Origin of the sequence: Pacificoceanicola niger (genome assembly GCF_048553275.1) — a bacterium.
GTDB lineage: Bacteria > Pseudomonadota > Alphaproteobacteria > Rhodobacterales > Rhodobacteraceae > Pacificoceanicola.
Genome location: NZ_JBLZMW010000003.1, coordinates 383471 through 397379 on the forward strand (window position 1 = coordinate 383471; position 13909 = coordinate 397379).

Genomic DNA, 13909 nt, shown 5'->3' on the forward strand with positions numbered 1-13909 from the left:
CCGGACAGCCCCGCTGACCCAATTCGGAAGGCCTGACCATGCCGAAAATCGACATTTCATCGCTCAAGCCAAGCACCGGGTCATCCTACCCTGCCCCCTATGACGCCATGGTCGCGGGACGCAGCACGGTGCGGCTGGGCGCGGCGGCGGGTCTGACGCAATTCGGGGCCAACATCGTGCGGCTGGCGCCGGGGGCGCTGTCTTCGCTGCGGCACTGGCACGAGCAGCAGGACGAGTTCCTGATGGTCACCGAAGGGGTCCTGACGCTGGTGGACGGGCACGGCGAGACCGAGATGCATCCGGGCGACTGTGCCGCCTTTCCGGCGAACGATCAGAATGGTCATCACATGGTCAACCGGTCGTCCGCCGATGGCGCGTTTCTGGTCATCGGAACCCGGACGGCGACGGAGACGGCGTGGTATTCCGATGTCGACATGAAGGTGGAGGTGCAGGATGGCGACATGTACTTTACCCGCCGCGACGGCACCGTCATCGATCACCATGAGACCAGCTTTTCGCGGATCAGCGGGTCCCTGACCAAGGCGCTGATGACGGACAGCTTTGCCCTGTACCAATCGCTTTTCACCCTGCCGCTCCATGTCGTGGCGCGGGAAGGCCATGACTACAAGCTCACCGACCTTCAGGAGCTTGAGGACGATTTCAACAGTTACCGGACGGCCATGACACATGCGAAAGTGACCAATATCCGCCGCGAGGTCCTGGCGCGGGGCACCGGTGCGGTGGCGGGCTCGAAACGGGTCAGCACCCAGGTTCAGATACTCAGCGGCGACGAATTGGTCATGCAGCCCTTCACGGTGAATTTCGATTTGATCGAGACCCCGCAAGGATGGCGGATCAACCGGATCGAAAGCGCGCAGCAGCATATCGAATGGACACTCGGGCGCGTCGAGTCCGGCGCGTGACGATCAGACAACACCGGGCGCAACCGCCCGCACAAGACGACAGACGGAGAAAGACATGAGCGACTTTACCATGAACACCGGCGCCGACGGCGTGGCGGTCATCACCTGGGACGTTCCGGAGAAGTCCATGAACGTCATGAGCATGGAGGCCTGGCCCCAGCTCGAATCCCTCGTGGACGAGGCGTTGGCGGATGAGGCGGTCAAGGGCATCGTCATCACCTCCGGCAAGGACAGCTTTGCGGGCGGCATGGATCTGAACGTGATCGCCAAGATGAAGGAAAGCGCCGGTGACGATCCGGCGCGGGGCCTCTTCGAGGGGTTGATGAGCGCCCATGGCATCCTGCGCAAGATCGAACGCGCCGGTATGGACGCCAAGACCAACAAGGGCGGCAAGCCGATCGCCGCCGCCCTGCCGGGCACCGCGCTTGGCATCGGCTTCGAGATCCCGCTGGCCTGCCATCGCATCTTCTGCTCGCCCAATCCCAAGGCCAAGATCGGCCTGCCGGAGATCATGGTCGGCATTTTCCCCGGCATGGGCGGCACCACGCGCCTCGTGCGCAAGATGGGCGCGATGGCGGCCTCGCCCTTCCTTCTGGAGGGCAAGCTGTCGGCCCCGGTGCAGGCGCAGAAGGCCGGTCTGATCGACGAGGTGGTGGCCGATCCGGTTGCCGCCGCGAAGGAGTGGGTGCTGAACGCCACGGATGCGGACATTCTCAAGCCGTGGGATGCGAAGGGGTACAAGATGCCCGGCGGTGCCCCCTATCATCCGGCGGGGTTCATGACCTTCGTCGGGGCGTCGGCCATGGTCAACGGCAAGACAAAGGGCGTCTATCCGGCGGCCAAGGCCCTGCTCTCTGCGGTCTATGAGGGGGCTTTGGTGCCCTTCGACACGGCGCTGAAGATCGAGGCGCGCTGGTTCACCAATGTGCTGATGAACCCCAGCAGCGGCGCGATGATCCGCTCGCTCTTCATCAACAAGGAAGCGTTGGAAAAGGGTGCGGTGCGTCCCGCCGATGTGCCCGATCAGACCGTCGGCAAGGTTGGCATTCTGGGTGCGGGCATGATGGGCGCGGGCATTGCGCTGGTCTCTGCACAGGCCGGGATCGAGGTGGTCCTGCTCGATCAAAAGCAGGAGGCCGCCGACCGCGGCAAGGCCCACACCGAAGCCCATGCCCAGAAAGGCGTGCAGCGCAAGAAGGTCAGCGAAGAGCAGGCGCAGCAGATGGTGGACCGCATCACCGCGACCACCGATTATGACGCGCTCAAGGGCTGTGATCTGATCATCGAGGCGGTGTTCGAAGATCCGAAGATCAAGGCAGAGGTCACCAGGGCCGTGGACGCGGTGACCGATGCGGATTGCATCTTTGCCACCAACACATCGACCCTGCCGATCAGCGAGCTGGCCAAGGCGTCGAAGAATCCGGAGCAATTCATCGGCATTCACTTCTTCTCGCCGGTCGAGAAGATGCTGCTGGTCGAGATCATCAAGGGCAAAGAGACCGGCAACCGCGCCGTGGCCAAGGCGCTCGATTTCGTGCGCCAGATCCGCAAGACGCCGATCGTGGTCAATGACGCGCGCTTCTTCTATGCCAACCGCTGCATCATCCCCTACATCAACGAGGGCATTCGCATGGTGAAGGAGGGCGTCGCACCGGCGCTGATCGAGAATGCCGCGAAAATGGTCGGGATGCCGCTTGGGCCGCTGCAGCTGGTCGATGAGACCTCGATTGACCTCGGGGCCAAGATCGCCCGCGCGACGAAGGCCGGAATGGGCGATGCCTATCCGGATGGCGAGGTCGACGAGGTGATCTTCTGGATGGAGGAGCAAGGGCGTCTGGGCCGCAAGGCGAAGGCGGGCTTCTACGACTATGACGACAAGGGCAAGCGCTCCGGCCTGTCCGAGGTGGTCAAGGCGCAGTACCCGCAGGCGGAGGATCAGCCGGATCTGATCGACGTACAGCACCGCCTGCTCTTCGTGCAATCGCTAGAAGCGGTGCGCGCGTTGGAGGAGGGCGTTCTGGAAGACATCCGCGAAGGCGACGTCGGCGCGATCCTCGGCTGGGGCTTTGCGCCGTGGTCGGGCGGGCCGCTGTCCTGGCTCGACATGATCGGTTCGCCCTATGCGGCGGAACGCTGCGATCAGCTTGAAGCGGCCTTTGGCGCGCGCTTCCATTGCCCCGATCTGCTGCGCGAGATGGCGGGCAAGACCCAGAGCTTCTATGGCCGCTTTGGCGGTCAGACGGCGGACGCTGCGTGATCCATTCGGCGGGGGCCTGCGGGCCCCTGCCCTCTGCCGGCGGCGTTACAGCCCCTGACGCTGGCGTTTTTCAAACTCCGGCCCCATGGTGCACCACTGGTCCTCATGGGCGACCCAGTGGACCTCCCCGGAGGTGGCCGCGATGATCACACGGCCCGGTTCGGTGGTGATGATCGAAGCGGAGAGCATATTGAGGAAGACGGCGAGCGCTTCGGCGGAAATGCACATGGTACGACTCCTTTGACATTGGCCGCGGGCGACCGAGGCATCCTCCCATTTATCGTTCGACATAACCCTAGCCCAAAACTCTTAACGAAATGCGCGTGACCGTAAAGGACCCCCTGCCTGCGCGGCCTGATACGGATCTTTGCGATCATGCTGTGCAAAATGGGCCATGCTCGTGTCTCTTTCGCTTGCCAATCGGCTCCACCTCTCACACCATGCGCGCGCGGCAAGGGGCAGAAATTCGCAATGAAATCAGCAGACCGAAAACTCGACGATGCGGCGCGAGCGGCGTGGCTGGCCTATGTTGCAGGCATGAAGCAGGATGAGATTGCCGCCGCCATGGGCATTTCCCGGCAATCGGCACAGCGCCTGGTGGCGCAGGCCATGCACTCCGGGCTGATCAAGACACGCATCGACCACCCTATTGCCGATTGCATGGATCTGGCGCGGCGGATGCAGGACGCATTCGGACTGCAGATCTGTGAAGTCGTCCCGTCGCTCGGCTCGGACGAAGCAACGGGGCTGGCGGTCTCGCATGCAACGGGAGACATGATCGAAGCCTGGCTGAGCCGCGCCGAACCGCAGGTGATCGGGCTTGGCACCGGGCGAACGCTTCGGGCCGCCATCGAACATATGCCGCATCTGGATTGCCAGCAGCACAAGATCGTCTCGCTGACCGGCAACATCGCCCCCGATGGCTCCACCGCCTATTACAACGTTCTGTTCACAATCGCCGACAAGGTCTCGGCGCAGACCTATCCCATGCCCCTGCCGGTGATCGCCGCCACGCCCAATGAGCGCACCGCGCTGCTCAAACAGGCGACGCTGGCCAACACGCGGATGTTGGCGGAAAAAACCGACGTGCGCTTTGTCGGGGTCGGTCCGATGCTGGAGCGGCCGCCGTTGGTGGCCGATGGCTTCATCACCGAGGCCGATCAGGCCCGGTTGCTGCAGAAGGGCGCCGTGGGCGAGATCGTCGGTTTTGTCTTTGACGCGGCCGGGACACTGATCCGCGACGAGATCAACGACCGTGTCAGCAGTGCCGCCCTGCGGCCGACCCCCGGCGGCCCGGTGATCGGCGCGGCGCATGGCGCGGCCAAGCACAACGCCATCCGCGCGGCGCTCTCGGGCACGCTTCTGGATGGGCTGATCACCGACGAAGCGACGGCGCGGGCGCTGCTCGCCGGGTAATGCCTGAAATTTAGGCACGTCTTCTTTCTGCACCTGCACAGGAGCCTCCAGACGCCTGTAACCATTGGCGAACCAGGGGCTCGCCACGGCATCCCGCAGGCAATCCTTTTGCAATCGCAGCGAAGAAATACGGACCGAAACCGGTTTCGCTTCTTGCCGAAACCGGTTTCGGAGCCTCTCCTGACCAGAGGGAGGACGAATCAACGATGCAGGGCAACGCCGTCAAACCAGAGAGACAGTCCCGCGCCAAGCGTGTGACGATTGCCGATCTCGCGCGGCATCTGGACCTGACCAAGGGCACCGTCAGCCGCGCATTGAACGATTATCCCGACATTTCCGAAAGCACCCGCACCCGTGTGCGCAAGGCTGCTGAAAATCTGGGCTATCGTCCGCTCAGCCATGCACAGGCGATCCGCACGGGGCGGACAAAGTCCATCGGGCTAGTGCTGGAAGTCACCGAACATGACGCGCACCGCCCCTTCGTCGACAAATTCCTCGCCGGTCTGTCCGAGGCGGCCTCAAGGCAGGACTGGACCATGACCGTGGCCACGGCGGCGGGCGATCAGGACACCCTGCGCCTGCTGCAGAAACTGTCGGACGAGCGCAAGGCGGACGGCTTTATCCTGCCCCGCACCAAACTCGACGATCCGCGCATCGCGTTCCTGCGCGATCATCAGATCCCTTTCGTGCTTTATGGCCGGACCGAAGATCCGACCGGCTGCGCCTGGTTCGACATCACCAGCGAGGACGCCATGTGCGAGGCGGTGCAGACGCTCGCCGCACTGGGCCATCGCCGCATCGGATTTGTTCCGGGCGGCTCCGGCTACACCTATACGAAACTGCGCCACGAGGGCTATGCGGCGGGGCTGAAGGCGGCGGGGCTGCCGTTTGATGCGGCGCTGGTCTCGGAGCCGGCGGTGAACCCCGCGGCGGGCGAGGCCGCGGCGCATATGCTGGTCTCGCTCGGCGCGCCGGCCACGGCGATTGTCTATTCGCTCGACCGCGCGGCGCTCGGCGCCTATGCGGCGGCCAAGACCCGCGGGCTGACCATCGGTCGCGATCTGTCGCTGATTTCCTACGACGGCATCCCCGAAGGCGCCCTGATCACCCCGCAGTTGACCACCTGGGCGGTGGACACGCGCAAGGCCGGAGAGCGGCTGGCCGAGCTTTTGATCCGGCTGATCCGCGGCGCCGCGCCGGAAGACTGCCGCGAGCTGGCCCCGGCCCGTTTGCTCGACCGTGCCTCGCATGGTCCCGCGCCCCTGCCACGGGCGCTTCCATCCATAACCGATTGATAAACAGGGAGAACGAGAAAAAATGACCAAACACATGACATTGCTGACGTCGAGCGCCATGGCGCTGGCCTTCATGGCCGGGGCCGTCTCGGCCGATACGATCCGCTTCTGGACCACGGAAGAACAGCCCGAGCGCCTTGCCAAGCAGGAAGAAATGGCGGCGGCCTTTGCAAAGATGACCGGCACCGAGGTCGATGTGATCCCGGTCTCCGAAAGCGATTTGGGCACGCGGGCCACCGCCGCCTTCGCCGCCGGGGATCTGCCGGACGTGATCTACCACACGCTGCAATACGCCCTGCCCTGGGCGGAGGCGGGTATCCTCGATACCGAGGCCGCGACAGAGGTGATCGAAGACCTCGGCGCGGACACCTTTGCGCCCGGCGCGCTGGCCATGGCCGCCTATGAGGGCGACACCGCCTCCGTGCCGGTGGACGGCTGGACGCAGATGATCGTCTATCGCAAGGATCTGTTCGAAGAGGCCGGCCTTGAGGCACCGACCAGCTATGCCGCCGTCGAAGCGGCGCTCGAAACGCTGCACAACCCGCCGGAGATGTACGGTTTCGTTGCCGCGACGAAGGTGGACGAGAACTTCATGAGCCAGGTTCTGGAGCATGTCTTTCTGGCCAATGGCGTGACGCCGGTCGGACCGGATGGCTTCATGCCGCTGGACGAGAAGAAAACCACCGAAGTGCTGGAATTCTACAAGACGATCGCCGAGGCCTCGCCTCCGGGGGATCTTTACTGGGACCAGTCGCGCAGCCTGTATTTCAGCGGCAACGCAGCGATGATCATCTGGTCGCCCTTCATCCTCGATGAGCTGGCAGGCCTGCGCGACAGCGCCCCGCCCACCATCAACGACGATCCCACCAGCCCCGAGCTGGCGTCGAAGACCGGCATCGTGACCAACTTCTCCGGCCCGTCGAACCCCGATGGCGCGGCCTGGGGGGATATCCGGTATTTCGGCATCACCACCGACGCGGACACCGATGCGGCCATGGACTTTGTCAAGTTCTCCGTGGGCGACGGTTATGGCGACACGCTGTCGATCGCGCCGGAGGGCAAGTTCCCGGTGCGCGCGGGCACCAGCGAAGAGCCGAACAAGTTCAAGGACCTCTGGGCGACGCTACCGGTCGGCGTGGACCGCAAGGCGCCGCTGGGCGATCTTTATGAGGCGGCGATGATCGACGAGATCGTCGGCGGTCTGGACGTGGCCAAGCGCTGGGGCGTCGAGGAAGGGCAGCTCGCGCTGGCCTCCAAGATGATCAACAGCCAGGCGATCAACCGCATCGTGCGTCAGTACATCGACGGCGAGGTTGACGCGCCCGCCGCCGTGGCCGCGATGAACGACGAACTCGGCGCCATCGAATAAGGCTCCTCCCGCGGTCCCGGGATGCCGGGGCCGCCCTCTCCTCCCGCGCCTCTGGCCATCGAGGTCCCGGATCATGCTCCGGGGCGCGGGAGACCTGTTTACTGCCGAAGGGTTGCACCGATGACCGACATCACCCCTCCCACGGGCACCACCCCGCTGGCCCGGCGCGAGGCGCGGCTGGCCTGGGGGCTTCTGGCGCCGACGCTGATCAGCGTGGCGCTGGTGGTGATCCTGCCGCTGCTGGCGATCTTCTGGATTTCCTTCAAACCCATTGGCCTGTCCGACCTGCGCCCCGCCGCCGCCGTGGTGCGCGAGAGCCTGCGCGGCTCGGATGCGGACATGCGGATCGAATACCGGGTGCGCAATTCCAGCCAGGACACGGAAGTGACCGGCGTGACGCTGCGCGATACCATTCCCGAGGGGCTGAGCCTTGGCGCTCTGCCCGGGGGCTGTACGCTCACCGGTCGCGATCTGTTTTGCGACATCGGTGTGCTGGAGCCGGGCTACAACGAGCGGCTGCGCATTCCGGCAACTGCCGCCGATGCCGATGCCATGGAGGACGCCGCCGAGGGCAGCGCGCCGACCGTAACCGGCACCTCGGACAGCATCCTGACCAACTTCGAATTCAGCCTGGAGAATTTCGCCCGCGTCTTTGACGGCGATGAATTCTGGGGTGTGCTGGGCGTGACGCTGTTCTACACGGTCTTTGGCACGGTGGGCGCGCTGCTGGTCGGGCTGTTTGCGGCGCTGCTGCTCGACAAGAGCTTCAAGGGCCAGGGCATCCTGCGCGGGCTTTACCTCTTTCCCTATGTGGCCCCGGTGATCGCGGTGGCCTTCTCGTGGCTGATCCTGTTCGATCCGTTCTCTGGCTCGGCCAATGCGCTGCTGATCCAGATGGGCGTGACCTCCGAGGCGATCAACTTCTTCGGGGAAAAGCCGCTGGCGCTGATCATGGTGACGGTCTTCGAGATCTGGCGCTACTTCCCGCTGTCGTTCCTGTTCATCCTCGCGCGGATGCAGAGCATCGACACGGATATGTATGAAGCGGCGGATATGGATGGCGCCTCGCCGTTCCAGAAGTTCTGGTACCTGTCGCTGCCGCAACTGCTTGGCATCCTGTCGGTGCTGTTCCTGCTGCGCTTCATCTGGACGTTCAACAAGTTCGACGACATCTTCCTGCTGACCGGCGGCAATGCCGGGACGCGGACCCTGACGGTCAACGTCTATGAGCAGGCCTTCGCGGTGTCGAACATCGGCGCGGGCGCGGCGGTGGCGGTGGTGATCTTCTGCTGCCTGCTGCTGTTCTCCGTTTTCTTCTTCAAATACGTCAGCCGGGAGGAAGGGCTATGAAGGATTTCGTCTGCCTGCGGCAGCCGACCGGCGCGGGCGCTGCGCGCCCGCGGGCGGGGCTCTGCCCCGGACCCCGAGGTATTTTTGGACCAAAGACGCGGGGGGTGGCGCCATGAGTTTCATGCGACAGGGCTATGTGACCGCGCCGGTAATCGGTGTGCTTTGGGTCTTCGTGGCAGCGGTGACGGTGTCGGTGGCGATGAGTTTTGCCACCGGGGAGGCGTTTCGGCCTTCCCTGCTCTATTCGGTGATCGTCGGGGCGCCTCTGGGCGTGGCCTGCATCGGCGGGCGGTATCGTGTGATCATTCTTGCCGTCGGGTGCGCCGGGTTTGCGCTGTTGACGATGCTTGGCATCGGTCCGGTGCTGAGCGATGGCACGGGGATCCTGGCGCGGGCGCTCGCGGGGCTGCTGCTTGGCTTTGCGGTGTGCTGGCCGCTGCTGCATTTCCTCGATGAGGTGCACCCCGGCGCGATGACGCGGCATGTGTTCGAGGATGCGGTGATCCGGTTCCTCAACGGCTTTGGTTATGTCTTTTTTACCGCCATCGTCTTCATCCCGTTTTACGTGATGGTGATGACCAGCTTCAAGAACCAGTCGGAGCTGATCCAGAACCCGCTCGATTTCTCGCTGGATCTTTCGCAGGGCTGGGGGCTGTTCCGCAGTTATGTGGAGCTGTTCGCGGACTTCAACTTCGGCACTTACCTGCTCAATTCGATGATCATTTCGGTGTTGACGGTCTTCATCACCCTGCTGTTCAGTGTGCCGGGGGCCTATGCGGTGGCGCGGCTGCGGTTCAAGGGTCAGGCGGTGTTGTCGCGCTCCATCCTGCTGATCTACATGGTGCCGATCATCGTTCTGGCGCTGCCGATCTACATCGCCTTTTCGATGACCGGGCTGCGCAATACCATCCTCGGGATCCTGCTGATCTATCCGGTCACGACGATCCCCGTGGCGCTTTACATGTTGCAGGGCTATTTCCGCGGCCTGCCCGCCGAGATCGAGGAAGCGGGCCTGATGGACGGCCTCAGTCGCCTTGCGGTGATCTGGAAGATCACCCTGCCGCTGTCGCTGCCTGCGCTGGCCTCCGTGAGCCTCTATGTCTTCATGATCGCATGGAACGAGTTCCTGCTCGCCTTCATGCTGCTGGACGATCCGGGCAAGTTCACCCTGACACGCGGCATCGCCAGCCTCAACTCCTCAGAAATTCCGAGACAACACCTGATGGCCGGGTCGGTCGTGGCGACCGTGCCGATCATGGTGATTTTCCTCGGACTTGAACGCTTCATGACCAAGGGCCTGACGGCCGGGTCCGTCAAAGGATAAAACCGATGAGCAAAGACAGCATCAGCATGGACGAACAGGCCCGCGCCATCCTGCGCGGCAACGACCGGGGCGGCTATACCGTGCCCACCGCCGGGCTCTATCCGTATCAATGGAACTGGGACAGCGCCTTTGCGGCCTGGGGGTTTGCGCAGTTCGATCTGCCGCGCGCCTGGGCCGAGCTCACGACGCTGTTCTCCGGGCAGTGGCCGAGCGGGATGGTGCCACACATCCTGTTTCACAAACCCGATCCCGGCTATTTCCCCGGACCCGATGTCTGGGGCGCCGAAGACATCGGCCCGATCCCCAGCTCCGGCATCAGCCAGCCGCCGGTCGCGGCGAGCTTTGTGCGCGCGGTGTTCGACAAGGACCCGAAGCAAGGCGCAGAGCACCTCAAGGCGCTGTTCCCGAAGATGGTCGACTGGCACCGCTGGTTCATGACATGGCGCAGCGACGGTGGCGCCATCTTCATCACCCACCCCTGGGAAGCGGGCCGGGACAATGCGCCGGACTGGGACGAGGCCATGGCCGCCATCGACCCCACAGGCGTCGGAGACTACACCCGCCGCGACACCACGCATGTCGATCCGGCCATGCGCCCGACCAAGGAAGATTACGACCGCTATATCTGGCTGGTGCAGCGCGGGCGCAGGCTTGGCTGGGATGATGCGAAGCTGGCGCAGGACATGCCCTTCCGCGTGGCCGATCCGACGATGACCTTCATCCTGCTGCGCGCCAACCGCGATCTTGCGGCGCTGGCCGATGTTCTGGGCGCGGATCGCAGCGAGATCGACGGCTGGACCGACACGTTGGAGGCAGGCGCGGCGCGGCTGCACAATGCGGACCTCGGCGGCTATGATGCGATCAACCTGAACAGCGGCAATCACACCGGGCATGTCTCCTGCGCGTCGTTCCTGTGCTGGTATGCCGGGATCGAGAGCCCGACGATGATGCGCGAGCTGAGCGTTGCCTTCGAGGATTGCAAATACCCGGTGCCGAGCCACAAGGCGGGTACGGAGATCTTCAACCCCAAGCGCTACTGGCGCGGGCCGACATGGGCCATCCTGAACGCGCTGATCGCGCGCGGCCTGGCCGAGATGGGCCACACGGCGGAGGCGGCCCGGGTCCGCGATCTGACGCAGGCGCTGATCACCAGACATGGCTTTGCCGAGTATTTCGATCCGATGACAGGCGATCCCGCAGGGGGCGGGACGTTCACGTGGACGGCGGCGGTCTGGCTGGCCTGGGCCTCGCCAAGTGCGGAGGCGGCGTAATGGGCGCGATCAAACTCAACGCCGTCGAGAAGTGGTACGGCAGCGCGCAGGTGATCAAGGGCGTTGATCTGGAGATCACGGACGGCGAATTCGTGGTCTTCGTCGGCCCCTCGGGCTGTGGCAAGTCCACGCTGCTGCGCATGATCGGCGGTCTGGAGGACATCAGCCGGGGCTCGCTCGACATTGACGGGCGCGACGTGACAGCAGAGCCCCCGGCAAAGCGCGGGCTGGCCATGGTGTTCCAGAGCTACGCGCTCTACCCGCATATGTCGGTGCGCGACAACGTCGGCTTCAGCCTCAAGACCTCCGGCGTGCCGAAGGATGAAATCGCCCGCAAGGTGAATCACGCGGCGGAGGTGTTGCAGCTTGGCCCCTATCTGGACCGGCGGCCCAAGGACCTCTCGGGCGGACAGCGCCAGCGCGTCGCCATTGGCCGCTGCATCGTGCGCGATCCCACCGCCTTCCTCTTCGACGAGCCGCTGTCGAACCTCGACGCGGCGCTGCGGGTTGAGATGCGTTACGAGATCGCCAAACTGCACCAATCGCTGAAATCGACGATGATCTACGTGACCCATGATCAGGTGGAGGCGATGACGCTGGCCGACCGGATCGTGGTGCTGGAATACGGCAAGATCGCGCAGGTCGGCACGCCGCGCGAACTCTATGAACGCCCCGCGAACCTCTTCGTGGCGCAATTCATCGGCAGCCCCAAGATGAACATCCTGCCCTGCAGCACCAATGCGGGCGCCTATCATCTGGACGGCGGGCGCGGCGGTGCCTTTGCCGGGGACCGCGCGGCGCAGCATCTTGGCATCCGGCCCGAGCATATCGCGGTGGTCGCCCCCGGCGAGGGCCAGTGCGACGGGGTGGTCGACGTGATCGAATATCTCGGCGCGGACAGCTACCTTGTGATCGACTGCGGCCCCTTGGGCAAACTGACGCAGCGCTCCAATGGCGACGTGACCCAGCGCCCCGGCGATACCGTCGGCCTTGCCTTCGAGCCGGACCGGCTGTCGTTCTTCGATCCCGATGGGCTGCGCGTCTGACAGGCCGACAGCGGTCGCCGCACCCTGATCGCGCCGCGCGTCCGGGCAACCGCCCCGGGCGCGTTTTCGCCATTTGACACGAAAACGGGCAGGACATACCCCAGTCTGCCGCCGCGTGTCTTTCAAAATTAAATTGAAACTGCTCCCGGGCCTAATTTCTTGCCATTTGGGCGGGGCCTGCGCAGGGTTTCCGGATCAAAGCGGCCCGCCAGAGAGGCCGCCAAGACGGATAGTCTTAAAGAAGGGACACGGGATGGCTGACACCTCGATCGGGACCGCAGAACAACTGCGCGATCCAAACTACACGCCGCCGCTGGCGAAGGCGGTGCCGCTCGGCATTCAGCACGTTCTGGCGATGTTCGTCTCCAACGTGACGCCGGCGATCATCATCGCCGGGGCGGCGGGTTTTGGCTTTGGCTCGGACGCGGGCGCGCAGGGCTTTCCGGACATGACCTACATGATCCAGATGTCCATGCTCCTGGCCGGGGTTGCAACACTGTTCCAGACCATCGGCTTCGGCCCCGTGGGTGCGCGCCTGCCCATCGTGCAAGGCACCTCCTTTGCTTTCATCCCCGTGATGATCCCCGCCGTGGCCGGACAGGGCACCGCCGGGATGGCGGCGTTGATGACCGGTGTGGTGATCGGCGGGATCTTTCACTTCATGCTCGGCACGGTGATCGGCCGGTTCCGCTATGCGCTGCCGCCGCTGGTGACCGGCCTGATCGTGCTGATGATCGGGCTTGCGCTGATCCAGGTGGGCATCCAGTACGCCGCGGGCGGTGTGCCGCTGATCGGAACGCCGGAATACGGCTCGCTCGCCATGTGGTTCCCGGCGCTGGTGGTGATCGCTGTGACATTGGCGCTGAAGTTCTTCACGCGCGGTTTTCTGAGCGTGGCGGCGGTGCTTGTCGGCATTCTGGTCGGCTATGTCGTGGCGCTGATGATGGGTCAGGTGAACCTGTCCAACATCTCCCGCGCGGCGCTTTTCGAGGTGCCCGTGCCGTTCAAATGGGGGTTTGACTTCGACATCGCGATCATCGTCGGCATGTGCTTCATGGCGGTGATTTCGGCCATCGAGACCGTCGGCGACACCTCCGGCATCACCAAGGGCGGCGCGGGCCGCGAGGCGACGGACAAGGAAATCGTCGGCGCGACCTATGCGGACGGGCTTGGCACCGCCATCGGCGGGCTGTTCGGCGGCCTGCCCAACACCTCGTTCAGCCAGAACGTCGGCCTGATCTCCATGACCGGCGTGATGAGCCGCCACGTGGTGACCATCGGCGCGCTGTTCCTGATCATCTGCGGCCTGATGCCGATCATCGGCGCGGCGATCCGCACGGTGCCGATCAACGTGCTCGGCGGCGGCGTGATCGTCATGTTCGGCATGGTCGCGGCCGCCGGTGTGAACATGCTGGCGGATGTGGCCTGGAACCGGCGCAACATGGTGATCTTTGCAATCTCGCTCTCGGTTGGCTTTGGCCTGCAGCTTGAGCCGGGCGCGCTGCAGCACCTGCCGCGCACCGCGCAGATCCTGCTGACCTCGGGGCTGCTGCCCGCCGCAGTCCTGTCGATCGTGCTGAACCTGGTGTTGCCGGAAGATCTCGACGCTGCGTGATCAGGCCGACAGGACAAACAGAAACGGCGCCTCATGCGGGGCG

The 13909-nt window shown here is 64.4% G+C and carries 11 protein-coding genes; 10 read left to right on the forward strand and 1 reads right to left on the reverse strand.

Annotated features, from left to right (window positions below):
* The first annotated feature begins 38 nt into the window (after positions 1–38).
* Positions 39–923: a cupin domain-containing protein gene (locus ACN2XU_RS06715; protein ID WP_419409636.1), complete on the forward strand. Its 885-nt coding sequence runs from the start codon at positions 39–41 to the stop codon at positions 921–923.
* A gap of 55 nt (positions 924–978) precedes the next feature.
* Positions 979–3180 (forward strand): 3-hydroxyacyl-CoA dehydrogenase NAD-binding domain-containing protein, encoded by a 2202-nt coding sequence (locus tag ACN2XU_RS06720; protein ID WP_419409637.1) that lies wholly within the window; start codon positions 979–981, stop codon positions 3178–3180.
* A gap of 45 nt (positions 3181–3225) precedes the next feature.
* On the opposite strand, the gene ACN2XU_RS06725 is transcribed toward ACN2XU_RS06720, so the two are convergent.
* Positions 3226–3408, reverse strand: coding sequence for a hypothetical protein (locus tag ACN2XU_RS06725; protein WP_419409638.1), 183 nt, complete (start codon positions 3406–3408; stop codon positions 3226–3228).
* 243 nt (positions 3409–3651) lie between these two features.
* Between ACN2XU_RS06725 and ACN2XU_RS06730 the strand changes: the two genes are divergently transcribed.
* The 8 genes from ACN2XU_RS06730 (at position 3652) to ACN2XU_RS06765 (ending at position 13866) form a co-directional block, all read left to right on the forward strand.
* Positions 3652–4596, forward strand: coding sequence for a sugar-binding transcriptional regulator (locus tag ACN2XU_RS06730; RefSeq protein WP_419409639.1), 945 nt, complete (start codon positions 3652–3654; stop codon positions 4594–4596).
* Positions 4597–4802: 206 nt separating this feature from the next.
* Complete coding sequence (locus ACN2XU_RS06735; RefSeq protein ID WP_419409640.1) at positions 4803–5891, forward strand: LacI family DNA-binding transcriptional regulator; 1089 nt, start codon at positions 4803–4805, stop codon at positions 5889–5891.
* A 22-nt stretch (positions 5892–5913) separates the two neighbouring features.
* The gene (locus ACN2XU_RS06740) at positions 5914–7260 is read left to right on the forward strand and encodes an ABC transporter substrate-binding protein (protein WP_419409641.1); all 1347 of its coding nucleotides are present in this window, start codon (positions 5914–5916) and stop codon (positions 7258–7260) included.
* A gap of 120 nt (positions 7261–7380) precedes the next feature.
* On the forward strand, positions 7381–8610 hold the full coding sequence (locus tag ACN2XU_RS06745; protein ID WP_419409642.1) for a carbohydrate ABC transporter permease: 1230 nt from the start codon (positions 7381–7383) through the stop codon (positions 8608–8610).
* 112 nt (positions 8611–8722) lie between these two features.
* Positions 8723–9934 carry a carbohydrate ABC transporter permease gene (locus tag ACN2XU_RS06750; protein ID WP_419409643.1) on the forward strand — a complete coding sequence of 404 codons (1212 nt, stop codon included), beginning with the start codon at positions 8723–8725 and terminating at the stop codon, positions 9932–9934.
* Between the two features lie 5 nt (positions 9935–9939).
* Positions 9940–11205, forward strand: coding sequence for an MGH1-like glycoside hydrolase domain-containing protein (locus ACN2XU_RS06755; protein WP_419409644.1), 1266 nt, complete (start codon positions 9940–9942; stop codon positions 11203–11205).
* Complete coding sequence (locus tag ACN2XU_RS06760; RefSeq protein WP_419409645.1) at positions 11205–12251, forward strand: ABC transporter ATP-binding protein; 1047 nt, start codon at positions 11205–11207, stop codon at positions 12249–12251. The genes ACN2XU_RS06755 and ACN2XU_RS06760 overlap by 1 nt, the downstream gene beginning before the upstream one ends.
* A gap of 253 nt (positions 12252–12504) precedes the next feature.
* A complete protein-coding gene (locus ACN2XU_RS06765) occupies positions 12505–13866 on the forward strand; it encodes a uracil-xanthine permease family protein (RefSeq protein ID WP_419409646.1) in 1362 nt (453 codons plus the stop codon).
* The last annotated feature ends 43 nt before the right edge of the window (positions 13867–13909 follow it).

Excerpts from the sequence above, each read along its gene's own strand:
- ACN2XU_RS06715 (WP_419409636.1), top strand. The coding sequence starts at position 39 with ATGCCGAAAATCGACATTTCATCGCTCAAGCCAAGCACCGGGTCATCC.
- ACN2XU_RS06720 (WP_419409637.1), top strand. The coding sequence starts at position 979 with ATGAGCGACTTTACCATGAACACCGGCGCCGACGGCGTGGCGGTCATC.
- ACN2XU_RS06725 (WP_419409638.1), bottom strand. The coding sequence starts at position 3,408 with ATGTGCATTTCCGCCGAAGCGCTCGCCGTCTTCCTCAATATGCTCTCC.
- ACN2XU_RS06730 (WP_419409639.1), top strand. The coding sequence starts at position 3,652 with ATGAAATCAGCAGACCGAAAACTCGACGATGCGGCGCGAGCGGCGTGG.
- ACN2XU_RS06735 (WP_419409640.1), top strand. The coding sequence starts at position 4,803 with ATGCAGGGCAACGCCGTCAAACCAGAGAGACAGTCCCGCGCCAAGCGT.
- ACN2XU_RS06740 (WP_419409641.1), top strand. The coding sequence starts at position 5,914 with ATGACCAAACACATGACATTGCTGACGTCGAGCGCCATGGCGCTGGCC.
- ACN2XU_RS06745 (WP_419409642.1), top strand. The coding sequence starts at position 7,381 with ATGACCGACATCACCCCTCCCACGGGCACCACCCCGCTGGCCCGGCGC.
- ACN2XU_RS06750 (WP_419409643.1), top strand. The coding sequence starts at position 8,723 with ATGAGTTTCATGCGACAGGGCTATGTGACCGCGCCGGTAATCGGTGTG.
- ACN2XU_RS06755 (WP_419409644.1), top strand. The coding sequence starts at position 9,940 with ATGAGCAAAGACAGCATCAGCATGGACGAACAGGCCCGCGCCATCCTG.
- ACN2XU_RS06760 (WP_419409645.1), top strand. The coding sequence starts at position 11,205 with ATGGGCGCGATCAAACTCAACGCCGTCGAGAAGTGGTACGGCAGCGCG.
- ACN2XU_RS06765 (WP_419409646.1), top strand. The coding sequence starts at position 12,505 with ATGGCTGACACCTCGATCGGGACCGCAGAACAACTGCGCGATCCAAAC.